General features: G+C 64.1%; 27 protein-coding genes and 1 pseudogene. 7 read left to right on the forward strand and 21 right to left on the reverse strand.

Going from position 1 to position 25,222, the window contains the following annotated elements; all coding sequences use genetic code 11:
• From uraH to FE851_RS17415, 19 genes and pseudogenes are all read right to left on the reverse strand, one after another.
• Window positions 1-333, reverse strand: a complete 333-nt coding sequence (gene uraH / locus FE851_RS17325; RefSeq protein ID WP_145205142.1) for a hydroxyisourate hydrolase — start codon at window positions 331-333, stop codon at window positions 1-3.
• Window positions 330-1,748, reverse strand: a complete 1,419-nt coding sequence (locus tag FE851_RS17330; RefSeq protein WP_145205145.1) for an FAD/NAD(P)-binding protein — start codon at window positions 1,746-1,748, stop codon at window positions 330-332. Before FE851_RS17330 ends, uraH begins: the two co-directional genes overlap by 4 nt.
• Complete coding sequence (gene uraD, locus FE851_RS17335) at window positions 1,745-2,185, reverse strand: 2-oxo-4-hydroxy-4-carboxy-5-ureidoimidazoline decarboxylase (RefSeq protein WP_145205148.1); 441 nt, start codon at window positions 2,183-2,185, stop codon at window positions 1,745-1,747. The genes FE851_RS17330 and uraD overlap by 4 nt, the downstream gene beginning before the upstream one ends.
• Entirely contained in the window at window positions 2,182-2,562 is a 381-nt protein-coding gene (hpxZ, locus tag FE851_RS17340; RefSeq protein ID WP_017182013.1) for an oxalurate catabolism protein HpxZ, read from the reverse strand. The genes uraD and hpxZ overlap by 4 nt, the downstream gene beginning before the upstream one ends.
• Window positions 2,559-3,428, reverse strand: a complete 870-nt coding sequence (gene puuE, locus FE851_RS17345) for an allantoinase PuuE (protein ID WP_145205151.1) — start codon at window positions 3,426-3,428, stop codon at window positions 2,559-2,561. The genes hpxZ and puuE overlap by 4 nt, the downstream gene beginning before the upstream one ends.
• A gap of 163 nt (window positions 3,429-3,591) precedes the next feature.
• Entirely contained in the window at window positions 3,592-4,830 is a 1,239-nt protein-coding gene (locus FE851_RS17350; RefSeq protein WP_145205154.1) for a pyridoxal-phosphate-dependent aminotransferase family protein, read from the reverse strand.
• Complete coding sequence (locus tag FE851_RS17355; RefSeq protein WP_145205157.1) at window positions 4,817-6,052, reverse strand: allantoate amidohydrolase; 1,236 nt, start codon at window positions 6,050-6,052, stop codon at window positions 4,817-4,819. Before FE851_RS17355 ends, FE851_RS17350 begins: the two co-directional genes overlap by 14 nt.
• Window positions 6,046-7,629: a gamma-glutamyltransferase family protein gene (locus FE851_RS17360; protein ID WP_145205160.1), complete on the reverse strand. Its 1,584-nt coding sequence runs from the start codon at window positions 7,627-7,629 to the stop codon at window positions 6,046-6,048. The genes FE851_RS17355 and FE851_RS17360 overlap by 7 nt, the downstream gene beginning before the upstream one ends.
• Before the next feature lie 4 nt (window positions 7,630-7,633).
• Window positions 7,634-8,551, reverse strand: coding sequence for a 5'-methylthioadenosine/S-adenosylhomocysteine nucleosidase (locus FE851_RS17365; protein WP_145205163.1), 918 nt, complete (start codon window positions 8,549-8,551; stop codon window positions 7,634-7,636).
• The gene (locus tag FE851_RS17370) at window positions 8,548-9,897 is read right to left on the reverse strand and encodes an NCS2 family permease (RefSeq protein ID WP_107124525.1); all 1,350 of its coding nucleotides are present in this window, start codon (window positions 9,895-9,897) and stop codon (window positions 8,548-8,550) included. Before FE851_RS17370 ends, FE851_RS17365 begins: the two co-directional genes overlap by 4 nt.
• Window positions 9,897-11,231 carry an AtzE family amidohydrolase gene (locus tag FE851_RS17375; RefSeq protein ID WP_145205166.1) on the reverse strand — a complete coding sequence of 445 codons (1,335 nt, stop codon included), beginning with the start codon at window positions 11,229-11,231 and terminating at the stop codon, window positions 9,897-9,899. Before FE851_RS17375 ends, FE851_RS17370 begins: the two co-directional genes overlap by 1 nt.
• A pseudogene (locus tag FE851_RS17380) lies at window positions 11,228-12,369 on the reverse strand (bile acid:sodium symporter family protein). Before FE851_RS17380 ends, FE851_RS17375 begins: the two are co-directional and overlap by 4 nt.
• 150 nt (window positions 12,370-12,519) lie before the next feature.
• Window positions 12,520-14,010: a glycosyltransferase 87 family protein gene (locus tag FE851_RS17385; protein ID WP_145205169.1), complete on the reverse strand. Its 1,491-nt coding sequence runs from the start codon at window positions 14,008-14,010 to the stop codon at window positions 12,520-12,522.
• A 15-nt stretch (window positions 14,011-14,025) separates the two neighbouring features.
• The gene (locus tag FE851_RS17390) at window positions 14,026-15,198 is read right to left on the reverse strand and encodes a TonB-dependent receptor (protein ID WP_145205172.1); all 1,173 of its coding nucleotides are present in this window, start codon (window positions 15,196-15,198) and stop codon (window positions 14,026-14,028) included.
• Window positions 15,198-16,295 carry an endonuclease/exonuclease/phosphatase family protein gene (locus tag FE851_RS17395; RefSeq protein WP_261371038.1) on the reverse strand — a complete coding sequence of 366 codons (1,098 nt, stop codon included), beginning with the start codon at window positions 16,293-16,295 and terminating at the stop codon, window positions 15,198-15,200. The genes FE851_RS17390 and FE851_RS17395 overlap by 1 nt, the downstream gene beginning before the upstream one ends.
• A 120-nt stretch (window positions 16,296-16,415) precedes the next feature.
• Window positions 16,416-17,591 carry a glycosyltransferase gene (locus FE851_RS17400; RefSeq protein ID WP_145205175.1) on the reverse strand — a complete coding sequence of 392 codons (1,176 nt, stop codon included), beginning with the start codon at window positions 17,589-17,591 and terminating at the stop codon, window positions 16,416-16,418.
• A gap of 3 nt (window positions 17,592-17,594) precedes the next feature.
• Window positions 17,595-18,140: a DUF2141 domain-containing protein gene (locus FE851_RS17405; RefSeq protein WP_017181628.1), complete on the reverse strand. Its 546-nt coding sequence runs from the start codon at window positions 18,138-18,140 to the stop codon at window positions 17,595-17,597.
• Window positions 18,137-19,075, reverse strand: coding sequence for a hypothetical protein (locus tag FE851_RS17410; RefSeq protein ID WP_145205178.1), 939 nt, complete (start codon window positions 19,073-19,075; stop codon window positions 18,137-18,139). The genes FE851_RS17405 and FE851_RS17410 overlap by 4 nt, the downstream gene beginning before the upstream one ends.
• Complete coding sequence (locus FE851_RS17415) at window positions 19,072-20,328, reverse strand: glycosyltransferase (protein ID WP_261371039.1); 1,257 nt, start codon at window positions 20,326-20,328, stop codon at window positions 19,072-19,074. Before FE851_RS17415 ends, FE851_RS17410 begins: the two co-directional genes overlap by 4 nt.
• A 110-nt stretch (window positions 20,329-20,438) precedes the next feature.
• Between FE851_RS17415 and FE851_RS17420 the strand changes: the two genes are divergently transcribed.
• Window positions 20,439-21,275, forward strand: coding sequence for a hypothetical protein (locus FE851_RS17420; RefSeq protein WP_409994509.1), 837 nt, complete (start codon window positions 20,439-20,441; stop codon window positions 21,273-21,275).
• Between the two features lie 55 nt (window positions 21,276-21,330).
• On the opposite strand, the gene FE851_RS17425 is transcribed toward FE851_RS17420, so the two are convergent.
• Entirely contained in the window at window positions 21,331-21,714 is a 384-nt protein-coding gene (locus FE851_RS17425) for an ArsR/SmtB family transcription factor (RefSeq protein ID WP_019054120.1), read from the reverse strand.
• Entirely contained in the window at window positions 21,711-22,334 is a 624-nt protein-coding gene (locus FE851_RS17430; protein WP_052310922.1) for a peroxiredoxin, read from the reverse strand. Before FE851_RS17430 ends, FE851_RS17425 begins: the two co-directional genes overlap by 4 nt.
• 101 nt (window positions 22,335-22,435) lie before the next feature.
• Here FE851_RS17430 and FE851_RS17435 point away from each other — a divergent pair, with 101 nt between their 5' ends.
• The 6 genes from FE851_RS17435 to FE851_RS26255 are packed head-to-tail and all read left to right on the forward strand — an operon-like array spanning window position 22,436 to window position 25,078.
• Window positions 22,436-23,353, forward strand: a complete 918-nt coding sequence (locus FE851_RS17435; RefSeq protein ID WP_145205182.1) for an MBL fold metallo-hydrolase — start codon at window positions 22,436-22,438, stop codon at window positions 23,351-23,353.
• A complete protein-coding gene (locus tag FE851_RS17440) occupies window positions 23,350-23,787 on the forward strand; it encodes a YeeE/YedE family protein (protein WP_145205185.1) in 438 nt (145 codons plus the stop codon). The genes FE851_RS17435 and FE851_RS17440 overlap by 4 nt, the downstream gene beginning before the upstream one ends.
• Window positions 23,784-24,197 (forward strand): DUF6691 family protein, encoded by a 414-nt coding sequence (locus FE851_RS17445; RefSeq protein ID WP_145205188.1) that lies wholly within the window; start codon window positions 23,784-23,786, stop codon window positions 24,195-24,197. Before FE851_RS17440 ends, FE851_RS17445 begins: the two co-directional genes overlap by 4 nt.
• A 29-nt stretch (window positions 24,198-24,226) precedes the next feature.
• Complete coding sequence (locus tag FE851_RS17450) at window positions 24,227-24,724, forward strand: TIGR01244 family sulfur transferase (RefSeq protein ID WP_261371040.1); 498 nt, start codon at window positions 24,227-24,229, stop codon at window positions 24,722-24,724.
• Window positions 24,725-24,760: 36 nt separating this feature from the next.
• A complete protein-coding gene (locus FE851_RS26250; protein WP_186378878.1) occupies window positions 24,761-24,901 on the forward strand; it encodes a hypothetical protein in 141 nt (46 codons plus the stop codon).
• Window positions 24,902-24,937: 36 nt separating this feature from the next.
• The gene (locus FE851_RS26255; RefSeq protein WP_186378878.1) at window positions 24,938-25,078 is read left to right on the forward strand and encodes a hypothetical protein; all 141 of its coding nucleotides are present in this window, start codon (window positions 24,938-24,940) and stop codon (window positions 25,076-25,078) included.
• Window positions 25,079-25,222: the final 144 nt, after the last annotated feature.

Consider the following 25,222-nt stretch of genomic DNA (forward strand, 5'->3'; position numbering starts at 1 on the left):
TCAACTGCCCCGATAGGTTGAATAGCCATAGGGCGAGACGAGCAAGGGAACGTGATAATGGTTCCCATCGGCAATGCCGAAATCGATGATGACGGTGTCGAGGAAGGGCGGATCGGCCAGCGCAACGCCGCGCCCGGCAAAATAGCGGGCAATCGCGAATTCCAGCCGATAGCGCCCCGGCGCGACCGGCGGCAGGCCGGGGCAGCGGCCATCGGCATCAGTCACACCGGCGAACAGGATCGTCCCGTCGCTATGGAGCAGGCGCAGCGCGACGGCGGCGGCGGGGCAGCCATGGCCGGTGTCGAGGACATGGGTGGACAGACTGGCCATCATGCTGCCTCCTCTTGGGGTTTTGGCCACTGCCCGACAAATTCCGCTTCATCATAGGCCAGCAGGTCAGCGACCAGTCCAGTGCGATCATCCAGGAAAAGCTGGTCGCTGATGCCGCGCAGCAACCGGGGCAGCGCGGTTTGCAGGCCCGACAGGGCGGATGCCGACAGGCCAAGGCTGATGAGCGCTGAATAGTTGAAGGCGAACAGGCCGTGCAATGCCGCTGCGCCAGCTTCGGTCCGGGGGGTCAGTTCAAAGCCCTCGCCCAGATAAGGATGCGTATCGATCAGCGCATTGGCGCTGCCGGGCGCAGGGGTGAAGCGATCGGCCCAGCGCGCGATATGCGGCGCGACCGCGCCCAGTTCGCTGCGCAGGCCGGGGTCGCTGACAAGGCCGGTCGACAGGATCACGAAATCGAAATCATGCGTCCCCTGCGGCGTGGTCACGCATACCTGATCGTCGACCAGATCGACCGACAGCCAGGGCGCGCCCAGATGAAGGTCGAAGCCGGGCCAGGCGGCTGCGCGATCGAACGTGTCGTTGGTGGGCGGCTGGTTATGGCCCAGGAACGACGCCATCACCGCATATTTGTCCGCGTCTGACAGCGCGGGATAGCGCCCGGTGAAACCGACCCGTTCCATGAAGCGGATCGGGTTGATGCGCGGCAGCACGGCGCGACGTATAAAGACATGCGCCTCACCCACGCCGAGGCTCAGCGCCGCATTGGCATTGTCGAAGGCCGAGGCTCCTCCCCCCAAAATGCCGATGCGCTTGCCAACGAGCGCGGCAAAATCGATCGGTTCGCTGGTATGGGCGTAGCGGTCGCGGGGCAGGGCGTCGCGGATCATGGCGGGCGTGTGCCATTCGCCACCGCCCTGTATGCCGGTCGCCAGCACCACCTTGCGCGCCAGTAGCGGCGGCTGGCCGTCCAGATGCAGGCGGTAAAGGCCATCCCCCATCGGCTCGATCAGGGAGAGTTTCGTGTCGTTGCGCACTGGCAGGTTCAAGACGCGACGATACCAGCGCAGATAGGCCATCCAGTCGCCACGCGCGATCTTGTCGACCGCCTCCCAGCCCGCCGCGCCATGCTGCGCTTCCCACCAGGCGCGATAGGTCAGCGCCGGAATACCGAAATCGATGGGGTTGAGTTCCTTGGGCGTGCGCAGGGTTATCATCCGCGCATAAGTGTCCCATGGACCTTCCAGCCCGGCAGGATTTTCGTCGATGACCAGGATGTTGGACACACGCTCGCGCAGCAGGCCAAAGGCGGCGGCCAGGCCGCTCTGCCCGCCGCCGACGATGATGACGTCATGGACATGCCCGTCCGGGTGCGCGCGCGGACGGGTCCAGTCGGCGCCGCCATGGCCGATCAGGACGAGTTGCCGGGCCAGCTCGGATTCCAGCGCGGCCAGGCTCATGCCAAATCCTCCAGCCGCAGCCGGACGATCTCGCCAATCTGGGCAAGCGCGGTTGCGATCTCCTCTTCGCGACCATGGCTGAGCCGCTGCTCCATGGCGGCCAATATACCCGCCTTGTCGGTCAGCCGCACGCAGATGATGAAGGGGAAATCGAAGCGCGCGCGATAGGCCGCGTTCAAGGCGTGGAACCGTGCATATTCCTGGCTGGTCAATCGATCCAATCCCGCCGACGCCTGCTCAGCAGCGGAGGCATCGGTCAGCGTCTTGTCAATCGCCGCCTTGCCCGCCAGTTCGGGATGCGCGCGGATCAGCGCCAATTGTTCGTCGGGCGTCGCGTCATGGACAACCGCCATCAGGTCGGCATGACGGTTGCCCGACGATGGCCGCGCGTCAGCGCGCGCCTCCACCCAGGGACTATGTTCGAACAGCGCAGTCAATGCGTATTGCCCTCCAGACTGACATGGGCCGATACGACCTTCCAGCCATCCGCGAATTTGACCCAGCTCTGGGTCTGGCGGCCACGCCGCTCGCTATTATCGCGGAAAAATTCGGCGTCGGCGGTTGCGAAGCTGTCGCCATAGACGGTGATCGCCACCTTCCCCAGCTTGCGCTGCGGCGATCCGCCGCGGCCCTTGCGGAATTCGCGGATCTCCTCAATGCCATAGAGCACTTCGCCCACGCCATAACGGTTGGTGGTGGGTGCGTCATGGAACAGCCCGTCCATAGCGGGCACATCATCCGCCATCAGCGCGCGCTCATATTCCATGAAGGCGGCGGTGACTTCGGCAAGCAGGATCGGATCGTCTATGGTCATGCGGGGTGGACCTCCATCCAGTGACGGGCAATGTCGATGCGCCGGGCGACCCAGGCATCGCCACTGGCGATGACATGGTCCAGGAAGCGGGCGAACGCGGCGGCGCGGGCCGGTCGCCCGGCGATGCGACCGTGCAGGCCGACCGACATCATCCGGCCACCCTCGGCACGCAGCTGATCGAACGTGTCGCGCAGATAGCGGAAGAACTGCTCGCCATCGGTAAAGCCGTTGAGCGCAACGCACTTCATGTCGTTGGCGTCGAGCGTGTAGGGGACGATCAGCTGCCCTTCTGCATAATAAGGCAGGTCGTCAGCATAGCTGTCCGCGTCATATACGAAGCCACCTTCTTCGCGCACCAGCCGCGCGGTGTTGGGCGACGTCCGGCCCTGATACCAGCCGAGCGGGCGAGTGCCGGTCAGCTTTTCATGCAGCGCGATGGCCTGTGCGATATGGGCGCGTTCCACCTCTTCGGCGACATATTGATAGTCGATCCATTTAAGGCCGTGGCTGGCGATTTCCCAATCCGCCACCAGCATGGCCTCCACCGCACCGGGGTTCATCGCCATGGCATTGGCGACGCCGAATATGGTCACGGGCAGGCCGCGTTCGGTAAACAGGCGATGCAAGCGCCAGAAACCGGCGCGGCTGCCATATTCATACAGGCTTTCCATCGCCATGGCCCGCGCCGGGTGGCTTGCCGCCCCGACCATGTCCGACAGGAAGGCTTCGGACCCCCCATCACCGTTGAGGACGCAATTTTCCGCGCCTTCTTCATAGTTGACGACGAACTGGACCGCGATACGCGCGCCACCGGGCCAGCGCGGGTCCGGCGGGTGCTGGCCATAGCCAATGAGATCGCGATTCATGAACGCATCCCCCACATAAATCCTCCCCCATTGGGGGAGGGGGACCGTTCGCGAAGCGAATGGTGGAGGGGTGTTTCCCTATCGAGAGGGGCACACCCCTCTGTCTGGCCTGCGGCCAGCCACCTCCCCTGTAAGGGGAGGATGATATAATCGCGATCAACACTCATGCGTCCCATGCCTCCAGCGCTGCCGGGACCCCTGCACCGGGTGGCAGAGTGAAACCTTCGCGCAACAGACAGGCTTCAAGAGCGCCCAGCGTTATCAACACCTTATGCTTCATGGCATTGTAGCCCATCGCGCCGATCCGCCAGATGCGGCCCTGCAACGGCCCGAAGGCGGTGCCGATCTCAATTTCGAAATGATCGCGCATGGCGGCCCGGACCCGGTCATTATCGACGCCATCGGGGATGAACACGCCGGTCACATTGGTCATGCGATGGATGTCATCGCCAAACAAAGTAAGGCCCATGGCCCGCAACCCTGCGCTCATGGCCCGGCCTGCGGCGGCGTGGCGGGCATAGCGCGCCTCCAGCCCCTCCCCCAGCATCACGCGCGCACATTCCCGCGCTGCGTACAGCATGGATGCGGCTTCGGTATGATGGTTCAACCGCTTGTCGGACCAGTAATCCATGATCATGGCGAGGTCGAAATAGTTGGAGGCGATCCGCGGGCCTGCGCCATCGACGCTGTCGGCGCTGCGGATGCCCGCTTCGGTATGGCGTCGGGCGAAAATATGATCTGCCGCGCGATCCGAAATGGTGATGGGGGCAGAACCGGACGGGCCGCCAAGGCATTTTTGCAGCCCGCCAGTCACGACATCGACGCCCCATCGATCGGCGGCAATTTCCATGCCGCCGATGGTGGCGGTCGCGTCGACATAGCAGAGCGCGCCAGCCGCCCGGCAAAGGTCGCCAAGGCCATCGAGTGGCTGGGCCATGGTCGTGGACGTGTCGCCATGAACGCAGGCCACGATCCTGGGGCCGGTGCGGGCGATGGCGGCGGCGACCGCCTCCATCGGCACGACTTCGCCCCAGGGCGCGTCGACGGTTTCGATGACCGCGCCGATACGGGTCAATATTTCACGCAGTAGCAGCCCGAAGCGACCAAAGTCGATCACCAGCACCGTGTCGCCCGGCGCGACCAGCGACACCAGCGCCGCCTCTATTCCCGCGCGAGCAGTCCCGTCGATCAACATGGTCCATGGGTTCTGCGTGCCGAAAATCGGGCGATAGAGCGCCATGACCTGATTCATATAGCCGGTCATTTCCGGGTCGAACTGACCCAGCAGATCGGCCGCCATGGCGCGCAGCACGCGGGGATGGGCGTTGACCGGCCCCGGCCCCATCAACAGGCGTTGCGGCGGGTCGATTTCGCCAAAGAGCAGAGGATCAAGCGGGGTCAAATGTCGCTCCCAATCGGTCGATAAAGCCAAGCATGACCTGCAATGCCACATCAACGTCGGCGGGGTCGACATGTTCGGCCGGATTATGGCTGATACCGTGTCGACAACGGATGAAGAGCATGGCCGTAGGACAGAGCGCTGCCATGACCATGGCGTCATGCCCAGCCCCCGATACGAGGCGACGGACCGGATGCCCCACAGCCGCGATGGCGGTGTCCATCAGGTCCATGAGCGCCACGTTGCACGGGCTGGCGGGCAGGTCATGGACGCGCTGGATCGCGAAATCTAGATCGCGGCGATCGGCTATGCCGGCCAGCGCATAGCTTATCGCTTCCGCCGCCCGATCGCGCCGCGCCGCGTCACCTGATCTTATGTCGATCGTGAAGCGGACTTCGCCTGCTATGACATTGGGCGCGCCCGGCATCGCCTCTATCCGTCCCACCGTCGCGACCAGATCGGACGCATCAGCGCGGGCGATCCCCTCGATCGCCAGGATCATTTCGGCAGCGCACGCCAGCGCGTCGCGCCGCAGCGGCATCGAACTCGTGCCTGCATGACCGGCCATGCCCTTGACGATCGCCTGATAGCGCAATTGGGCGGCGATCCCGGTCACTGTCCCGACGGCCAGTCCCTCGGCCTCCAACACCGGCCCCTGTTCGATATGGGCTTCAAGATAGGCAAGGGTCGAGCCGGGCGCGCGGGCCGCGGACAGATAGTCGGACAGGTTGACGCCCGCCTGCGCCAGCGACACACCGTCCGCATCGGCAAGGTCGAGTGCGTCGAGAGCCAACGTCCCCGCGACCGCACGACTGGTGAGCATGGCGGCGGGAAAGCGAGACCCTTCCTCATCCCCAAAAGCAATGACTTCGATCGGGAAAGGCAGGCGCTGGCCATTCTGGTGCAGGGCCGCCACAGCCTCGACACCCAGCATGATGCCAAGCGGCCCATCATAGCGCCCCCCATCGCGCACGCTGTCGAGATGGCTGCCAATGAGCAGAGCGGGCGCGCCAGGCAACGTGCCTTCATAGCGAGCAATGAGGTTGGCGGCGGCATCGCGGCGCACGGTCATGCCCGCCTGCGCCATCCATCCGGCGAGCGCTTCCTGCGCCGCGGCATAGGCCGTGGTCAGATAGCCGCGATAGAGGCCATGCGCCATGTCGCTATAGGGCGCTACGCCCAGTGCGTCGCAGCGCGCCACCGCTCTTGCGCCTCCGCTCACCATGCCACCACCTGCCCATCGCTGCGCGGATCGGTCGCCCCATCCAGGCGGCCATCGTCATGGCGAACGATCGCCCCGGCATGGCCCATCATCGCGGTCAGCGGCCCGACCCGCTCGACATCATGGCCCGCCGCCGCAAGATCGGTGTAGAGCTTGTCGTCGAACCCGTCCTCCAGCTTCAATGTCGTGCTGTTCTCGCCCCATGTCCGTCCCAGCAGCCAGCGTGGCGCGCTGATCGCCTGCTGGAGATCGACGCCGAAACGGGCGTAGCGGGAGAAGAGCGCAGCCTGGGTCTGGGGCTGCCCTTCCCCGCCCATCGTGCCATAGGCCATGACGCGCCCATCATCGAAACGGGCAAGCGCCGGGTTGAGCGTATGGAACGGCTTGCGTCCGGGCCGAAGCGCGTTCCAGCCGTCTGCTGCCAGACGAAAGCTGCTGCCCCGGTTCTGCCAGATGATGCCGGTGCGCGGCAGCACCAGCCCCGATCCGAACTCGAAATAGGTGGACTGGATGGCGCTTACCATGCGCCCGTCCTTGTCTGCGGCGGCGAACCAGCATGTGTCCCCCTGCGCCGACGGGCGGGGCCAGGGCATGGCGCGGGCCGGGTCGATCGAGGCGGTGATGACGTCCAGCGCGGCGGGATCATCGAGCAGTCCCTGATAGTCGAAATCATGGAATGCGGGGTCGCCGACATGGGTATCGCGCAGCAGGAAGGCTTGCTTGCTTGCCTCTACCAGACCGTGGACATGATCGAAGCCGTCGGCCTGCGCCGCGCGCAGCCGGTCGAACAAGGCGAGGATCATCAGCGACGCAAAGCCCTGCGTCGGCGGCGCGCTGTTGTAGAGGTCGATGCCGGTGATGCGGGTCTTGAGCGGCACGGGTCGGCTTGCCTGATGCGCGGCCAGATCGTCGCGACCGACGGGGCTGCCCAGTTCCGCCAGATCCAGCGCGACCATATCGGCCAGCGCGCCGGCGTAGAAATCGGCCGGGCCATTGTCCGCGATGCGTCGCAGCGTCGCGGCCAGGGCGGGCTGGCGCAGTCTGTCGCCTTCCCGCAAGGGGCGGCCTTCCGGCTCGAAGATGGCGGCATAGGCGCCGGGCTGGATGCGCAGTTCCGCGCCCTTGGCCGCTGCAATGGCCGCGCCGCCGCTGGTCACCGTCACGCCAGCATCGGCATAGTGGATAGCGTCGCGCAACAGACGGGACAGGGGCAGCCTGCCCCCACCGCTTTCCAGCATCGCCGCCCAGCCCGATACCGTTCCCGCCACCGTATTGGCGGCAAGCGGCCCGCGTGTGGGCACCGCGTCCATCCCGGCATAGAGGGCAAGGTCTGCGCGCGCTGCGGCACCGCCGCAGCCATGAACGCTGTGGACCGCGCCATCCGGTTCGGCAACCAGCCAGAAACTGTCCCCGCCGATGCCGGTCATGTGGGGATAGACCACAGCCAGCGTGGCTGCGACGGCAACGGCGGCTTCAACGGCGTTGCCCCCGTCCTTCAGCACGTCGCAACCCGCCTGCGCCGCCAGAAAATGGGGGGCGGTTACCATGCCGTTCGTGCCGCTGATGGTGGAAAGCGCCATCGTCCTAGTCCGGCAGCGCGGCAACGAAGGCGCGCACGACATCGGCGCTGTTGACCGAAGCCAGCGCCATGAACGTCGTCATCTGGTTCGCGCCCGCATCTCCCCCGGCCAGATCGGACAGGCTGCGGAACACGATGACCGGCACCTGATTGGCATAGGCGACCTGCACCACCGCCGCGCTTTCCATGTCCAGAACGCGCGCTTTCCACGCCTTGGCCAGATAGTCGCGAAATTCGGCATTGTCGGCATAGACCCCGGCGCTGACGCCCGTGCCGCCAATCACGATTTTGGGTTCATGCGCGAGGCAGGTTGCGCTGGTCGCCTGCCCTTCCGTGCAACGGCGCAGGGTAAGGCCCGGCGCGATTTTGCGGGCGATCGCCAGCAATGCCGGATCGACGGCCTGCCGATAGTGGCGGCGCGGTGCGTCGGTCGCATTGCCCAGCCGAACCCCGCGCGGGAACATCATGCCAAAGGGCGGCGGCGCGTCGGCATCGACAGGTTCGGGGACAACCCAGCCCTGCGGCGTCTGGCGCGCGAAAGACACTTCCAGATATTGCGCCCAATCTTCCGCGACGATGACATCGCCGATCGACAGGGTCGGATCGACCCCGCCTGCGATGCCGGAAAAGACGATCCGCTTCACCGTGAAACGATCCAGTACCAATTGGGTATTCATTGCGGCGTTGACCATGCTGACGCCGCTCTGCATCAGCAGCACCGGCTTGCCCGCCATGGTGCCGGTCAGGAAAGTGAGGCCGTTGACCTTATAGGTTCGGGGCTTGGCGACGGTATGAGCCAGCGCATCCCATTCTGGCGCAAAGGCGGTCATGACCACAGTGCGCGGCGTCCGGTCGAGCGGCTTTGCCTGCACGGACAGGGGCAGCAATAGCGCGCAAAGGGCGAGGAAGAGCGCGCGGATCATGCTGCGCTCATCCAGATGAAGCGGACGACGAACAGGCCAGCGAGCAGGAACAGGAACCAGTCAGCCCGTGTCGCCGTGCCGCGCAACAGCTTCAATATCGCATGGGCCGTGATGCCAAAGGCAAGGCCGTTGGCGATCGAGAAAGTGAGCGGGATCATCGCCACGGTCAGGAAGGCTGGAATGGCCGAAAGCGGGTCTTCCCACTCGATTTCAGTCAGCGGCAACAGCATCAACCCGCCCACGACGATGAGCGCGGGCGCGGTCGCGGCCAGCGGGACGATCTGGGCATAGGGGGCAACGAACATGGTCGCCAGGAAAAGCAGGCCGGTGACCACAGCGGTCAGCCCGGTGCGCCCGCCCGCCTGCACGCCCGCCGCACTTTCGACATAGGAGGTGACGGTGCTGGTCCCTGCGACCGATCCAACGATCGTGGCCGCGGCGTCGGTAATGAGGATGCGATTGAGGCCGGGAATGCGACCCGCCTTGTCGATCAGTCCCGCCCGCTTGGTCACCGCGACCAGCGTACCGATATTGTCGAACAGGTCGACGAAGAGAAAGACGAAGAGGATTTCAAGGAGACCTAGCCCATGGCTGCCGGTCAGGCCGAACACGCCCGACAGGTCAAGCTGGAAGGCGGTGCCGGTCAGGGCGTCAAGGCTGTAGGGTTCCGGATTGATGACGACCTGGCCACATAGCCATCCTACCAAAGTGGTCGCGACGATGCCGATCAGCATCGCGCCGCGCACGTTCCAGACGCTGAGCACGCCAATGACCAGCAGGCCGAACAGGGCGAGCGCCGCACCGGGTGCCTTCAAGTCACCCAATGCCACGAAGGTCGCCGGATTGGCGACGATGATCCCGGCATTTTTCAGGCCGATAAACCCGATGAACAGGCCGATCCCACCCGCGACCGCGGCAAACAGGTGCATCGGTATGGCCGCGACGATCATCTGCCGTACGCCAGTCAGCGTCAGGATCAGGAAGGCGATCCCTGAAATGAACACGCAACCCAGCGCAACCGGCCAGGGGACGCCCATCTGCTGGACCACCGTGAAGCTGAAATAGGCGTTGAGGCCCATGCCCGGCGCCAGCGCCAACGGCGTGTTGGCAACCAGCCCCATCAGGATCGATCCAAAGGCCGCCGCAAAACAGGTCGCCGCCGCCACCGCTGCAATCGGCATCCCCGCCTGTCCCAATATGGCGGGATTGACCAGCACGATATAGGCCATGGTCAGGAAGGTGGTGAAACCGGCCAGCACCTCCGTCTGGGCCGACGTGCCCCGCTCCGACAGGCCGAAATAGCGTTCGAGCCCCCCTGTCCTCGGCTGCACCGCCACGTCCGTCATTATGCGTCCCCCTGATATGCGCCCGCTGGCCATGTTATGCCGGTCAGCCCCTTGTCTTCCAATAGGGTGGCGAAACGGAATAATGTCGCCTCGCCCCCTTCCCTGCCGATCAGTTGCAGCCCCAGTGGCAAGCGACCCGGACGGCGCAGCGGCACGCTGAGCGATGGCAGGCCGGTGAAGCTGATCGGCTGGCTGTGAATGCCCAGGTCTGCGCGGGCTGGCGACGGCGCGCCGTCGATCAATATCTGCGGATCGGCGATCAGCGGCGCGGGACAGGGCGTTGCGGGGGCCAGCAGCACATCATAGTCCGCCATGATGTCGGCGATGCGTTGCCTATATTCCGTGCGAAACGCCTGTGCCGCGTCATAAAGGGCGTCGGGCAGCAGCGCCCCTGCGATCAGCCGGTCCCGCGTGGCAGGATCGAACGCCATGGCGTCGCGGGTGAGCGCCTCTCGGTGCAATCTGCCGCCTTCCGCTGCGGTGATCAGGAAAGCGGCAGAGCGGGCGCGGGCAATGTCGGGTAGTTCGATCAGGGGCGCGTCGGGCGCAATGGCATCCATCGCGGCGATCTGATCGGGATCGACATTGTCACGAAACCGCCCGCCCAATCGCGCGATGCGGATCGGATCATCCTGCGCTGCCTGCCTTTCGGCCAGCACGTCCCAGATAGACCGCATGTCCGCCACGGAGACGGCGAAGGGACCAATATCGTCGAAACTGTCGGCGAAAGGAAATACCCCGCCCATCGGCAGCGCGCCATGGCTGGGCTTGATGCCGTAAATGCCGGTCAGGCTGGCGGGAACGCGGATCGATCCATTGGTGTCGGAGCCAAGCGAGAAGGGCAGAAGCCCCGCCGCCACTACCGCCGCCGATCCCCCCGATGATCCGCCAGCCAGCCGGTCAGGAGCATGGGGGTTGCGGGTCGTGCCGTGCCGCGCGTTGATGGTGGCGAAGCCATAGGCGAATTCGTCCATGTTGAGCGTCGCGACCAGCACCGCCCCGGCAGCGCGCAGACGGCATATGGCCTCCGCATCGGATTGCGCTGGCGGCGCATCGGCATAAAGGCTGGACCCGGCCGTGGTGGGCAGGCCGCACACATCGAACAGATCCTTCACGCCATAGGGCACGCCCGCCAATGGTCCGGCTTCGTGCCCTGCCGCGATGGCGGCATCGACGGCGGCTGCCTCCGACCGGGCGCGATCGGCCAGAATGCGCGTCACCGCGACCAGTCGCCCGCCTTCGGCCGCCAATCCGGCCAGGCATTGCTCCAGCACGGCCATGGCACTGGTCTGTCCCGACCGGACAGCGGCGGCGATCTCGACGGCCTGCTTCACGCTTTTCCAGCCGCAAACAAGGTGTCGGCATGACGATCCAGCAGCGCCAGATTGGCGCTGACGCCCGCCATGCAGGGTTTAGCGATGGTCATGCCCAGCCTCTGCGCAGCACCCTCAATCTCTGCCCCGGTGCGCGGCAGCACCGGGCGTTGAAGCCTTGCGCCGCCTCGCGCAAAACGCCCCGCCAGCGCGGCGCAGAGGAACAGCTGGATCTGGTGAAAGATCATCAGCGGCAGGATGATAACGCCAACCTGTGCTGCGGGGAAAAGCGCGCCTGCCATCGGCACGCCCGACACCAGGCTTTTCTTGGACCCGCAGAACAGCAAGACGATCATGTCCGCGCGCGGCAGGCCGACGAGGCGCGCAAGGCCCAGACCAGATTCGTGCCCATCACGATGATCAGCATCAACAGACTGAGCAGCAATAGCAGCAACAGGTCCGCAATGCCCACCTGCGACCAGATACCACCGACCACGGCGGCACTGAACGCTGTATAGACGACCAGCAGGATCGAGCCGCGATCGACCGGCATCAACAGCTTTTTGTGGCGATCGATGAATGCGCCGATCCAGGGCCGCAACAGATGGCCCGCCAGAAAAGGCACCAGCAATTGCAGCGCGATGGCCTGCACCGAATGCCAGGAAAAGCCGCTGCCGCCGCCATCCACCGCCATGAACAGGCCAACCAGAAGCGGCGTCAGGATGATGCCGACGATATTGGACAGGGATGCACTGCACACCGCCGCAGCGACATTGCCGCCCGCTATGGCGGTAAAGGCGATCGAGGACTGGACCGTCGATGGCAACAGGCTGAGATAGAGGAGGCCGGTCAGCAGCAAGCCATCGCCATAGCCGCGCAAAAGGGCGACGAGGCTGAGGCCGATCGCTGGAAAAAGGATATAGGTCGAGGTCAGGACATAGAGGTGCAACCGCCAGTTGCCCGCCCCCGCAAGCACCGCGGCGCGCGACAATTTTGCCCCGTGCAGGAAAAACAGCAACGCGATCGCAAAGTCCGTCGCCGCCTCGACCCAGGGTATGGCCGCACCGCGCGCCGGTGCGAAAGACGCCCCTGCCACCGTCGCGATCAGGCAGAGCAGAAACGGGTCTGGCAGGAAGGAAGGCTTTGACAGGCGGGCCATGGCCCCCCTTTAGGCCGATCCTGCCCTACCGATCCAATAGAATGACTTGCACGGATCGTTGCAAAAAAGCGCTTACCCCAGGGCGAAACTCGCCCGCGCGTCCCGTCGCCGCCATATGAATGGCGAATGAGAGCCATGATCGCCTGACCATCATTCCCGTCGGAGGTATAGCGTGACCGCACCCGATGGCAGCGTCGTGGCGCTATAGCCTTGCGCCTTGGCCCAGGCGATCAGGGGCGATTCGAGACCCTGGGGACTGGCAGGCGAAGGCGCGCTTTCCTGACCCGTCACGATCGCTGCGGGCGGATGGCGGGTCAGGCCTTTCGCGACGCTTTCGCCATTCAGGACATGAAATGCGGCCCGCTGCTCCCGGCTGAGCAGGTTGCGCGTGCGAAACAGGAACGGGCCAGCGGCAAAGCGCGGATCGAGCCCAATCCCGCTGTCGGCGACCCGTTCCGGCGTCAGGCTGACGATCGGACCAGTCGTACCGGCAGCGCGCACGATCCGCCCGATCGCATGAGCGTCCATCGTTGCCGAAAGGATGGGACTGTCGGCGCTTGCGACGTTCGGGGCCATGCGGATTGCCGTTTCGGCGACCCCTGCCCCCATGCACAATATGAAAATGGCGGTGATCGCGGGGCGCGACCAGCGCGGGTCATCCAGCATCAAGCCGAAGCGGAGAAACAGCGCTGGCAGCAACGGCACCAGATATTGGGCATAAATGGGTCGGGGCAGCCATGCAGCGACCAACCCCGCCAATATCACGAAGTGCAGCAGCCCCTCCGCCATGGAAGATTTCCCATGCTGAAGGCGCGACATCCCTATCATGATAAGTGCAAACAGGGCCGGGCCCTGCGCCAGAAAGCGTAGCAGCCGCACGGCACTGAGCGGCGTTTCCACCATATAGGCCCGCTGGTTCAGCATTTGCCATTCCAATGGCGCCTTCAGGCTATAGTCGATAATGCCGAACCAGGCGGCATCTGGCGCGATTCCCCACAGGATAAGCGTGGGCAATCCCCCGGCCATCCCGCATGCCGCCAGAGCAAGGACGTTCATCGGCCCGACCCGGCGCATGTTCAGCAGCGCGAATAAGCCGATGGCGGCGGCGGGCAGGCCATAGCTGATCTTGGCTGACGCCGCTGCGCCCAGCAACAGCCCGGCGACCATGTAAGACAATCGGCGGCGAGCTTGACCGAGCGCATCCAACAGCAGCGCGAGGCCCGCCATGTGCAGCAGCAAGGGCAAGGCATCGTTGCGCGCGACTGTCGCAGCAAACAGGAAAGCATGGCAGGTGACGAGCGCGAGGGTCGCGATCCCGGCGTTGCGCGACGATCTGCCCTCCCTGCACAGGGCCCGAAATAGCAGGGCCGCCGCCCCTGCCGCGCACAAGGCATTGACCGCGCGCAGGACAAGAAACAGCCAGCCCTCGCACAGCCATGCCAGCGGCGCGAAGATCAGCGGTTGCAGCGGCGTCTGGAGATAGGCGAAATCACGATAGGGCAGACCCGATCGCATCAGTGCGACCGCGGCGACATATTGCCCTTCATCATGGTCGATCGGCCGGAACGCCGCGATGCCCAACAGCACGGCGAGCACCAAAAGGAAAATAGAGAGCGAGTGGGCGCGCACGGCCTTGGTCATGACAGGGGCGGACGCTTACCAGCCCATGTCAGCGCTGAACATCACGGCCCGCGCCTGATCGACCGCATGAACGCTCCCCGCTGGCGCAGGGCCAAAGGCGGCGTTGCTGACAAGGCGGCTGGGATTGATGAAGCGCGCGGCAAGGCGCAAACGCCGGCGACCCGTCTGCATCGGCGCATATTCGATGCTGCCTTCCGCACGCAGCGGCGATTGCTGAGCACCCGGCAGCGCAAGCGCCGCACGACCGGTATGCGATCCCTGCGCCGCGACGCGCCACGGCCCGACAGTCCAGGCGGCGGCCAGGGTCATTTCCCGTTCCTGCACCGATCGCCCGGTCATGGTTTCGACCGCCGCCTGCTGGTAGCGGACGGACCAGTCGATCTGCGGCGTCAACTGGTGCCGGGCCATCATCTTCACGCCCAACAGGCTGGCGGACCCGATATTGACCGGCAGATAGGCCCGGTGCGCAAAGGACAGGCCATTGCGGACGTCGGCGCGATAAAGGCTGGTCGTGACCGTCATGTCGCCGCCCGACCATTGGCCGCCTACCGACGCGACACGGCTCTTTTCAGGCCGCAAGGATCGGCGCAACGCTTCGAAATCAGGCCGCGAAAGCCCAAGCGGGCCGGTAAAGCCGGTATCGCCATAGGCGCGCATGGCTTCGTTATAGTCCATCGACAAAGTGAGTGCCGGGATGGGACGGAAGTGAACGCTGGCATGGGGCATGAACCAGTCATGTGCGCGCAGCCGATCGTCGCCGCTGCCGATCATCACATTGGCATTGCGGTTGCTGACCTTCACCCCGGCAAAGCCGAGCGTCATCGCTATCTGATCGGAAAGGGCAAAATGATCATCGACCAGGAGCATTCTGGTACGGCTGCGTGGGCGGTGATCATAACCCCGTGCATTCAATGGCCATGCGGTGTCTGCCTGCGCAGCGACGAACCGGCGGCTCTGGCGCTGGAGGCGCAGGGCCATGACATGATCCGGCTCGTCACCCGAAAGCGGGCGGATCGCGCCTATCAGGCCATAATCCGGCGTGGTGCTACGCGCTTCCACAAGGGGCGATCGCCATATCGCTGGCTTCAGCGCATAGCTGATGCTCTGATCGATGATCTTGTCCTGTGCCGATGCCGTGGTACCCTGCAGCGCGACCATCGCCAAAGCCAGTAGATGCCGTCCGCGCATCAGCGATGATCGCTTGCGCTGGCGGCTGGGGCATCGGCCATCGCAAACTGCGGGCGCTGACGGTCATAGGATATGACATAGCCGAAATGGTCGGAGAGTGGCTGCCCGTCAGGCTCCGATCCGAACGGCACATGCGCGCCCCTGACGACGAGCGATGAGCCGCGCCCCGCGCGCGCGAAGATCCAGTCCTTGCGGCGCTGCATCGCATGCTTAAGGTCCGCGCGTGCCTGCGGGGCCGGGATCTTCGCCTGATCGAGCGCCAGCTGCGCGCCGCCCTGCCTCGCTGCGACGAACGACAGGCCATGGCGAGCAAAGCCGTCGAAGAAGATGCGGCTGCGATCGCTATTGCCGCCAATATTCATGTCGCCTCCGATCATCAATGTACGGGTGTGCGGGACCGCGCTGGCGATGAAACGGGCGGTCAGATCGACCTGTCGCGCATAGGCCGCCAGCGATCGGCTCACGGAAACGCCCGATGCCTTGCGCGCATTGAGATGGATATTGACGATGGCGACAGGTTCCGCTTCGCCGGGCACCTGCATATCGGCAATCACCACGCCCTTGTTGGCCAGGCAATCGAACCCGGCGCAGGCGAAATCCGGAAAGGCCAGGCGTCGGACGCGCAGGATGGGATAATCGGACAGGATGATGAGGCCGCTGTCGGTCTGTTTCCCCAACGCCTCGCCGCGATCCCAGCGGGCCTCAGCAAGGAACGCCTGATCCGCAGCGCTTGGCGCAATGGGCGAACGCATTTGCCGATCCGGCCCGAATGTCATGTGCCGATAGCCGGACGAGCGCGCAAGCTCGGCCGCTTGCGGCGTGAACGCTTCCTGTAGCAACAGGATATGCGGCTGATGCCCCCGTTGCCGAAGGGCGCGCAAACGCGTGCCGATCCGCACCAGCGCGGTATCCCTGTCGACCGCGAGCGGCCAGGGCAAGCCCTTGATATTATATGTCATCATGGACAAAGTCGTATTGCCGCCATCCGGCAATGCCTGCACCATGTTCAGGCGGTCTGGCAGGTTGCTGCTGGTCGATCCGGTTGCAACGAAGCTGACCAGCCCTGCAAACAGCATGGCTCGCAAAGTCTTATGCATGATGATGCCCCCCACTGGCTGGCGTCCTCCTAGCTCGCCAATGAGTCGTGCGCGTTTCTTCCGCACTGCAATATGATGAAAGTTGGATGGCGGCGGCGTCACTGAACCGACCAGTAATTGTCATGCAGCGATCGGCAGGCTGCGTCTGGTCGCTTCATAGAGGGTGAACAGGTCGGCGAAATGCGCGTCCATGGTGCGCGTATCGATGGCGGCGGCGCTGGCATTGGCCAGATGACCGGACGGCCCCTGCGCCAGGAAAAGGCGAATGGCCGCTGCCAGGCTGGATGTGTCGGCCGCGCGGTAATGATGGCCAGCGCCCGGCACCAGATGATCCGCCGCTGCCCCGCCATCGGGCAAGAACATCGGAATGCCACTCGCCCGCGCCTCTGCCGCAATCATGCAGAAGGTTTCGGATTCGCTGCCATGCACCAGCGCGTCGGCGCTGGCGAGCAGGCTGGCAAAGCCATGGCGGTCCGTGATCGGCGCCATCAGCCGGACATGCGGATTGTCCGCTGCGGCGCGCTGCACGCTGGCGCGCGCACGACCATCGCCAGCAATGACGAGCCCGACCGGGCGATCGAAGCCACACGCCGTTACCGCTTCGATGATCATCGGCCATCGTTTTTCCGGGGCGTGACGCCCGGCACCGAACAACAGCAGCGCATCCTCATCCAGGTCGCACCATTGCAGCAGCCTTCGCCGCAGATCGGGGTCGCGGTGACGGGGCGAGAATATGCCGGGCTGCACCCCCATGCGATTGGTGACGACATGCCGCAGGCCGCCATTTACAAGCCGTGTCGCCAGTTCGTCACTCGCGCACACGATATGATCGAAGCGCGCGTCCAGACGCCGCAAATGCCGCCAGAACCAGTCGAATCCGCGATCAATCTGTTCGCGGCTGGCAAGGCTGCGAAACCAGCGATAGGCGTAGTTGCCCAATGGATCGGCATGCATGATCAGGCTGCGTGGAACATCGCCGCGCCAGTTGGCGACCATCGATGCGCTCCCCCACGGCGTCGATGCCTCCACCAGATCGGGGCGCAGCGCGTTCAGCCGGGCGTGCAGGGCCGCTTCATCATGAAAATAATGATAGCGCCCGTCGAGCGGGAAGCGGCGGCCGGGCACATATTCGATGCGCCCATGATCGCCAAAATATTCCACATGCGCCTGCGCCGCTGGCGCAAGAATGATGATTTCATGCCCGCGTGCAGGCCCGGCCAGCATTTTGTGCCGGACATAGGTTTTAACGCCCCCGCCCTGCGGCGCGTAAAAGGCGCAAATGTCGACGATCCGCATGACCTAAAGCGCCTTGATCGGGCCGAAGGACAATAATCCCCGGCGATAATTCATGATGATCCGCCCGCGCGTCGGCCCGCTGCCGACGATCATCGTGGCGGCTGCGGCCTTGGGCTTGCCCATGCCCAGCTTCGGGTTGCCGCCAAAGCCGACGCCGTCGACTGATAGCCCGAATTTCCGATTGCCGTCGCGATCATGCAGCACGCTGACCGCATAACGGCCAGGCCCCGGCACACGAATGCAAATTTGCGCCACATGGCCATTTTGCGTCGCGACTTGCTCGACCGGCGCTTCCACCCGGCGGAATGTCTTGCCCTGGGAAATCAGGATATTGTCGTCCTGAAGAAAATCCTGATCATTGGCCGGATAGACTTCCGCCTTCAGGCGGCCTTCGCGATCCTTCAGCCCGACTATGTCCAGCAGTAGGGAAGGGCCGTTCTCGCCGGGGCGACAGCGCGCCTCCGCCTTGCCCAGATCCGGGGTCGACGGAATGGTCGGCACCGCCGCGGCAGCGATGATGCCGATCGTCCAAAGGGCCGGAATTGTCATGCCTGCCTCCGCTGTTTCACAAGCCCGCTCACGCCCAGGATCAATCCGACCAGCAGATGCGCGGCCAGCAGCAGGCTGGCGATCACGGCCAGAACCTGGGCAATTTCCAGTTCACGCCCGACGAGGAAAACGGCTACCCCTGCGAACAGCACGTCCTTGTTCGGCACCATCGGCAGGCGGGAGAGGACCAGCCGCAGCGTCGAGAGCATGAACCACCAGCTCAGCGCGACATCGGGCAGCAGCAGGTGCCACAATGTCGCATAAAGCAGCACATTCGCGACAATCCGCGCCAGATGCACCGCCGCCACCATCCGCCGTTCGGGCCAGGGCAGGCTGAAAACCTTGCGGCTGAACAGGATGGGGCCGAAGGAAGTCGCCACAAGGATGGTGAGCGAAATGCCCAGCGCCCGCCCGTCCATCGCCAACCGCAGCGATGACAGCAGCGGCAGCGTGAAGAGCAGCATCGCCAGCGTGACGATATTGCCCATCACGCCCGACAATATCGCGGAATCCTTGACTGCGCCGAAAGGCGATCCAGCCATCGTCACATGCCGCCGCGCCCATGCGTAGAAATAGACATCGCCAAGATAACCAAGCAGCAATTCATTGCTGATCCGCTTGCGAAACAAGGCCGACAGGCCACCGGCTGGTATCGACCATAATCGGTTGAAGATGACCCAGTCGCACAGTGGCGTCAGGCTGTATGTCACGGCAAACAGCAGCCAGAAGAGCGGCGTTCGCGGCAGCATCGCGACAAGCTTGTGAAAATCGAAGGAGCCGATCTGGACGAATACGACCGCCAGTATCGCGAAGGAGATGAGCGGACCGAACCATGCCGTCCAGTTGCGGCCAGACCGCACCAGCGGTGTCGGGTCCAATATGGCGCGCGCACCCTGCGGGTTGATCAGCGGGGCAAGAGTATCGGCTTGGCTCATGACAGCTGCGCCTCCAGAGGGGATTGCGAATGGAGCGTGGCAAGCGCGGCGTGGCGCTGGCGCGGGGACTGGGTCAGCACGTGACGGAAAAGCGCGCGATAGGCTGGCACGGCGCGTTCGATGGTGAACGCCGCCGCCTTTGCGCGGGCGCGCGGACGATCCTGCATATCGCTGTGCGCGGCACGGATGGCATTAGCGAACGCCGCTTCATCCTCGCCATCGACCAGCGTGCCGAGCGCGCCATCGTCAAGCAGGGGCGCCATGCTGGCGCAGCATCGGGTGGCGATGATCGGAAGGCCGCATGCCAGCGCTTCGACCACCACGCCCGGCTGCCCTTCATAGCGGGATGACAGCAGCAACACGTCATGGTCCGGCAACTGGCGTCGGACATCCGCGCTAAATCCGGCAAAACAAAGTTTCCCCGCAATGCCGAGACGGGCGGCCAGACGTTCGAGCCCGTCACGCGCGCGCCCTTGTCCAAATATGGTCAGCCTGTCGTCCGGCCCGCTTCCCGCCGCGAAAGCGCGCAGCATCAGCGGATAATTTTTCTGCCGTTCCAACCGACCCACCGCCACGAAATGCCTGCCCCGGCGCGGTAGCGGCGATGACGGCAATGGCGCAACGTCATCGAGATCGGCCAGCGCCAGCACCGGATTGGGCACGACATGCAGGCGCGCACGATCAACACCCATCCGTGCTGCGACTTCCCGTGCCATCGGATCGGACAGAGCGGCAAAATGGTCGATCGCCCTGCCCTGCATGCGCAGCCAAAGCCGATAAACGGGCCGCTTGATCCATGGCATGTCGGATCGCATCAGGTCGTTGCTGATCTTGGCCAGAATGAGCGGGCAGCGCCGCCCCAGCCGCAATTTCAGCAGCACGGCAACGATCGCATAGACATTGCCAGCACAAAACAGAATGTCGGGCCGGTACGCATCGATGGCGCGCACCGTAGCGCCCAAAAGGCGCAGGCTGGCCAGGCGTCGGCCGATCAACGGCCAGGACGGAAGAAATTGCGTAGCGTCGCCGGGCAGCATTTCATGCTGCATCGACCCTTCAGGGCTGCCGAGGAGCAAGCGCACATCCATCCCGTCCCGCCGCCAACCGTTGATCAGCCGCAGCGCAATACGTTCGACCCCGCCGGGGCCGGGCCCATGCAGAAAGACCAGAACGCGCGGTGACAAAGCCGCTTCACGGTTGCTGCCGACGATAGCATTGTCGCTTGGCGGTAACGGCGGACGAGAGCAGTGCATGACCCGCCCATGTCGGATATTCATAACAGGCTGATGCATTATTCGTGACGGAATGATGAAGGCTGGACGAACCGCTTGTCATGGTTGCGCCGATCATGAAGCCGTCACAAATGTCGGCATATAGGGTGGAGATGCTCGTCTCTCTCCTTTTGCCCGTGCTGCTTGCCGTTCAGGGCGCGGCGCAGCCAGCCGTCCCTGCCGACAGCGCGCCGGTGACCCTGCGCATAGAGGCAGAGGAAGCGCGGCAGGGCGTCGCTTCCGATGGCGTTCATATCTATGCGATCGATAATGACCGGATCGGCAAATATCGGATCAGCGACGGCGTGCGCATCGCGCAGTGGAAGGGCGACCGGACATTATTTGCGCATATGAACAGCTGCACGGTGGTAGGCCGTGAATTGATATGCGCCGCGTCCAACTATCCGGCGGTGCCACAAACGAGCGCTGTCGAAATCTTCGATACCAGGAGCCTGCGCCATATACGCAGCATAAGCCTGGGCATGGGGCCAGGATCATTGACCGCGCTTGATCGGCATGACGGGACTTGGTGGGCGATGTTCGCCAATTATGACGGCAAGGGCAGGGAAGCCGACCGCGACCATCGCTACACGACCCTCGTACAGCTTGACGATCAGTTCCGGCAGTTGCGGGGATGGTTGTTCCCGGCAGAGGTGCTGGCGCGTTTTGCGCCGTTCAGCTGCTCGGGCATGAGCTGGGGACCGGACGGGCAACTATATGTCACGGGGCATGATCGGCCCGAACTCTATGTCATGCGCCTGCCAAGCGCTGGATCGACGCTGGAGTTGCTGGCGACCATCCCTATCGCGACGGAGGGGCAGGCGATCGATTGGGACCCCAAGACACCCCATCGCCTCTGGTCGATTATGCGCGGCCAGTCCATTATCGCCGCCAGCGACGTCCGATGGAATGGCGGCAAGCCGGACTAGACGCCCTGCCTACCGCATCATGCGCTTTCATCTTCGACCGGCCGAAGCCTTGTTTTCAAAGAATGCGGGCGAAACCGGCCACGCCTTCGGCTGCTGGCGCCGATATCGTCGTTGGGCTCGCAACGGGTAAAACCGGGCTACCACCGAAGCCGAACATCGCCTCGATATTGCGTACGCAGAGCGCCACATTCTCGTCCGCCAGCCTGTACCAGACCTGCTTGGCTTCCTTGCGCGTCTGAACGAGGTCGGCGCGGCGCAGTTCGGCCAGCTGCTGGCTGAGCGCTGGCTGGCCGATGGAGGTGATGTCGGCGATTTCCCCGACATTATACTCGCCGCGCAGCAGGCAGGACAAGATCATCAGGCGCTGGGCCTGGGCGAATGTCTTGATCTTGTCCGCCGCAGCCGCGGCTGCATCGCGATCCTGGTAGAGCGCGGTCATGACTGGGGCGCCATCCGGCAGAACCAATCGGGCGCGGCGTCGGTGCCTTGCGCAGGTGGCAGCAAGACGGGCTGATCGGGCATCCAGCCTTCCGGCGTCAGGCTGGTTCCGCCGTCGACCCGTTGCAACGCGCATAGCAGGCGCAGCATTTCATCCACGGATCGACCGACATTGTGGGGATAGGCCGTGGTCGCGCGGATCACGCCCTGCGGGTCGATGAAGAAGGTCGTCCGCATGGTCATACTGTCCGCCGCATCCTCGTCGATCATGCCATAGGCGCGGCCAACGGCCATGCTGGGGTCTTCGATGATCGGGAAGTCGATCTCTACATCGAACAGATCGCGCAGCGCCCGGACCCAGGCGATGTGGGAATAAAGGCTGTCGACGGACACGCCCACCAACCGGCAGTCGCGCGCCGCAAAGTCCGCCTGCCGCCGTGCAAGAGCCGCAAATTCGGTGCTGCACACCGGCGTGAAATCAGCCGGATGGGAAAAGAAGATCACCCACTGTCCCCGCAGCGCCGACAACTGAAAATCGCCCATTGTCGAGCGCGCCCGAAAATCGGGTGCGGGGGAACCGATACGAAGCGGGATTGGGCGGGCAGTCGTGACATCATTCATGGCGCTTTCCTGCAACTGCCAGAGGCGTGTTGCAACCCCTTGACGATTTCATATTATATAAATACATAGTATGTGTAAATATGAAATTGAAGGAGAGTCGCATGACCGATCCCGCACTTGAAAAAGCCTTTGTACAGGTCAGTGTCGCCAGAAGCGGAGTGCCGGTGGTCAAGGCCTTCTTCGACGCGCCGACCTTCACGTTCACCTATGTTGTGCATGACGCCGAAACCCGTCGCGCGGCCGTGATCGACAGCGTGCTGACCTATGATCCCGCCGCTGGACGTACGGGCCATGAAGCGGTCGAACCGGTCATCGCCTATGTGGAAGCGCAGGGGTTGAGCGTCGACTGGCATCTGGAAACCCACGCCCATGCCGACCATCTGTCGGCGGCGCCCTATCTTCAGCAGAAACTGGGCGGCAAGATCGCGATCGGTGCGCATATCTGCGAAGTGCAGCACACCTTTGGCGCGCTGTTCAACGCAGGTACGACGTTCCAGCGTGACGGGTCGGACTTCGACCATCTGTGGGCCGATGGCGACCAGTTCATGATCGGCAATATCGCGGTCACGGTGCTGCATGTCCCCGGCCACACCCCGGCCTGCGTCGCCTATGTCATCGGCGACGCAGCATTTGTGGGCGACACCATGTTCATGCCTGATTATGGCACGGCCCGCGCCGACTTCCCCGGCGGCGATGCACGCACCTTGTTCCGGTCGCTCCGCCGCCTGCTGGAATTGCCACCGGAAACCCGGCTGTTCCTGTGCCACGATTATTTGCCCGAAGGGCGCGATCATTATGCCTGGGAAACCACGGTCGCCGAACAGCGCCGCGCCAATATCCACGCGCATGACGGCGTGAGCGAGGATGATTTCGTCGCCATGCGCGAAGCGCGCGACGCCACCCTCGACATGCCCCGCCTCATCCTGCCATCGGTGCAGGTGAATATGCGCGCAGGCCATCTGCCGGCGCCCGACGACAATGGCGTCACCTATCTCAAAATCCCGGTTAACCAGCTATGATAGCGGGGTTTCCAGATGCGCAGCCAATTGCGGGCCTGATCGGCGGCCTCATGATCGGGCTGGCTGCCGCGATCATGTTGCTGGGGCTCGGGCGGATCGCCGGGGTCAGCGGGCTTGCGGCGCGGGCCATCGGCCTGTCTGCCAGCGGCCCGCCGCGCGGCGTGGCGATAGCATTCACCGTTGGATTGCCTGTTGGCGCGGTCCTGGTTGCGCTGCTGTCAGACGGCATCCCTGCCACCTTTCCAGCGCCTGGCTTGTTGATCGTCGCGGGTCTAATCGTGGGATTTGGCACCCGGCTGGGATCGGGTTGCACCAGCGGCCATGGGGTATGCGGCCTGTCTCGCCTGTCCCGCCGATCGATCGTGGCGACCGCCTTGTTCATGGGCAGCGGCTTTGCAACCGTGGCGCTTATGCGCCTGACGAGCATGATATGATGCGGATCATCATTGCCTTATTGTCGGGCGCACTGTTTGGCGGCGGACTTGCCATTTCGGGCATGGCAAACCCCATGCGGGTTCGCGCCTTCCTTGACCTGTTCGGCGCGTGGGACCCCACCCTCGCCTTCGTCATGGGCGGCGCGATGATCCCGATGGCGCTTGCATGGATCGTTCAAAGACGGGTCAGCCGCCCCTTTGCCGACCGCGCTTTTGCTCTGCCCGACACGCGCGCGATCGACGGCAAGCTGGCGCTTGGCGCAATAGTGTTCGGTATCGGCTGGGGCATTGGCGGGCTGTGTCCCGGTCCCGCCATTGCCAGCCTCGCGCTTTCCCCGGCGGCGGCTGCACCCTTCGTGCTGGCCATGCTGGGCGGCATGGCGATCCATCATTTCACGATAAAATCATAACCGGCCGCGCCGGATAGAGGAGGTTCATCATGGCCATCAAGCAATTGACCCCGACGCTGAGTGTCACCGCGCAACTAACCCCGGCGGATATAGCGCAAGCAGCGGCGATGGGCTTCCGTGCAATCCTGTGCAACCGCCCCGATGGCGAAGGCGCGGACCAGCCGACGGCAGAAGAGATGGGCGCCGCTGCCCGGTCCGCGGGACTGGACTTTGCCTATGTCCCTGCGGTGGCCGGGGCGCTGACCGATGCAGATGCCGATGCCATGCGAGCCGCGCTCGACAGCCTGCCGGGACCCGTGCTTGCCTATTGCCGGTCGGGCGCGCGCGCGGAAAAGCTGGCAGAGATGGCGGGGGCATTGGTCCGTCAGGACGCTGCCCATTATGATGTCGTGATCGTGGGCGGTGGCAGCGCCGGGATCGCGACCGCCGCCAGCATTCTAGAGCAGTTTGTGATCATACGGCAGCATATCCGGCATGTCGGAAGTAGTTTTTGCATTGCTGTGGAGCTGTCTCTTATACACATCTAGATGTGTATAAGGGACAGCTGTTGGAGGTTGGCATGGATGCCCAGAGCTTATTCCCAGGATTTGCGCGGTCGGGGGATCGCAGCGGTTGAAGTTGAAGGTTTGTCGCGGCGGGAGGCCGCGCGGCGGTACCGGATCAGCGATGCAGCGGCGGTGCGGCTGTCTCTTATACACATCTAGATGTGTATAAGGGACAGCTGTTGGAGGTTGGCATGGATGCCCAGAGCTTATTCCCAGGATTTGCGCGGTCGGGGGATCGCAGCGGTTGAAGTTGAAGGTTTGTCGCGGCGGGAGGCCGCGCGGCGGTACCGGATCAGCGATGCAGCGGCGGTGCGGCTGTCTCTTATACACATCTAGATGTGTATAAGGGACAGCTGTTGGAGGTTGGCATGGATGCCCAGAGCTTATTCCCAGGATTTGCGCGGTCGGGGGATCGCAGCGGTTGAAGTTGAAGGTTTGTCGCGGCGGGAGGCCGCGCGGCGGTACCGGATCAGCGATGCA

Source organism: Sphingobium sp. B2 (assembly GCF_007693735.1).
GTDB classification, from domain to species: domain Bacteria; phylum Pseudomonadota; class Alphaproteobacteria; order Sphingomonadales; family Sphingomonadaceae; genus Sphingobium; species Sphingobium xenophagum.

Coding starts and splice junctions, on each gene's coding strand:
- uraH (WP_145205142.1), bottom strand. CDS start 333: ATGATGGCCAGTCTGTCCACCCATGTCCTCGACACCGGCCATGGCTGC.
- FE851_RS17330 (WP_145205145.1), bottom strand. CDS start 1,748: ATGAGCCTGGCCGCGCTGGAATCCGAGCTGGCCCGGCAACTCGTCCTG.
- hpxZ (WP_017182013.1), bottom strand. CDS start 2,562: ATGACCATAGACGATCCGATCCTGCTTGCCGAAGTCACCGCCGCCTTC.
- puuE (WP_145205151.1), bottom strand. CDS start 3,428: ATGAATCGCGATCTCATTGGCTATGGCCAGCACCCGCCGGACCCGCGC.
- FE851_RS17355 (WP_145205157.1), bottom strand. CDS start 6,052: ATGGTGAGCGGAGGCGCAAGAGCGGTGGCGCGCTGCGACGCACTGGGC.
- FE851_RS17360 (WP_145205160.1), bottom strand. CDS start 7,629: ATGGCGCTTTCCACCATCAGCGGCACGAACGGCATGGTAACCGCCCCC.
- FE851_RS17365 (WP_145205163.1), bottom strand. CDS start 8,551: ATGATCCGCGCGCTCTTCCTCGCCCTTTGCGCGCTATTGCTGCCCCTG.
- FE851_RS17370 (WP_107124525.1), bottom strand. CDS start 9,897: ATGACGGACGTGGCGGTGCAGCCGAGGACAGGGGGGCTCGAACGCTAT.
- FE851_RS17385 (WP_145205169.1), bottom strand. CDS start 14,010: ATGACCAAGGCCGTGCGCGCCCACTCGCTCTCTATTTTCCTTTTGGTG.
- FE851_RS17390 (WP_145205172.1), bottom strand. CDS start 15,198: ATGCGCGGACGGCATCTACTGGCTTTGGCGATGGTCGCGCTGCAGGGT.
- FE851_RS17395 (WP_261371038.1), bottom strand. CDS start 16,295: ATGCATAAGACTTTGCGAGCCATGCTGTTTGCAGGGCTGGTCAGCTTC.
- FE851_RS17400 (WP_145205175.1), bottom strand. CDS start 17,591: ATGCGGATCGTCGACATTTGCGCCTTTTACGCGCCGCAGGGCGGGGGC.
- FE851_RS17405 (WP_017181628.1), bottom strand. CDS start 18,140: ATGACAATTCCGGCCCTTTGGACGATCGGCATCATCGCTGCCGCGGCG.
- FE851_RS17410 (WP_145205178.1), bottom strand. CDS start 19,075: ATGAGCCAAGCCGATACTCTTGCCCCGCTGATCAACCCGCAGGGTGCG.
- FE851_RS17415 (WP_261371039.1), bottom strand. CDS start 20,328: ATGCACTGCTCTCGTCCGCCGTTACCGCCAAGCGACAATGCTATCGTC.
- FE851_RS17420 (WP_409994509.1), top strand. CDS start 20,439: ATGTCGGCATATAGGGTGGAGATGCTCGTCTCTCTCCTTTTGCCCGTG.
- FE851_RS17425 (WP_019054120.1), bottom strand. CDS start 21,714: ATGACCGCGCTCTACCAGGATCGCGATGCAGCCGCGGCTGCGGCGGAC.
- FE851_RS17430 (WP_052310922.1), bottom strand. CDS start 22,334: ATGAATGATGTCACGACTGCCCGCCCAATCCCGCTTCGTATCGGTTCC.
- FE851_RS17435 (WP_145205182.1), top strand. CDS start 22,436: ATGACCGATCCCGCACTTGAAAAAGCCTTTGTACAGGTCAGTGTCGCC.
- FE851_RS17440 (WP_145205185.1), top strand. CDS start 23,350: ATGATAGCGGGGTTTCCAGATGCGCAGCCAATTGCGGGCCTGATCGGC.
- FE851_RS17445 (WP_145205188.1), top strand. CDS start 23,784: ATGATGCGGATCATCATTGCCTTATTGTCGGGCGCACTGTTTGGCGGC.
- FE851_RS17450 (WP_261371040.1), top strand. CDS start 24,227: ATGGCCATCAAGCAATTGACCCCGACGCTGAGTGTCACCGCGCAACTA.
- FE851_RS26250 (WP_186378878.1), top strand. CDS start 24,761: ATGCCCAGAGCTTATTCCCAGGATTTGCGCGGTCGGGGGATCGCAGCG.
- FE851_RS26255 (WP_186378878.1), top strand. CDS start 24,938: ATGCCCAGAGCTTATTCCCAGGATTTGCGCGGTCGGGGGATCGCAGCG.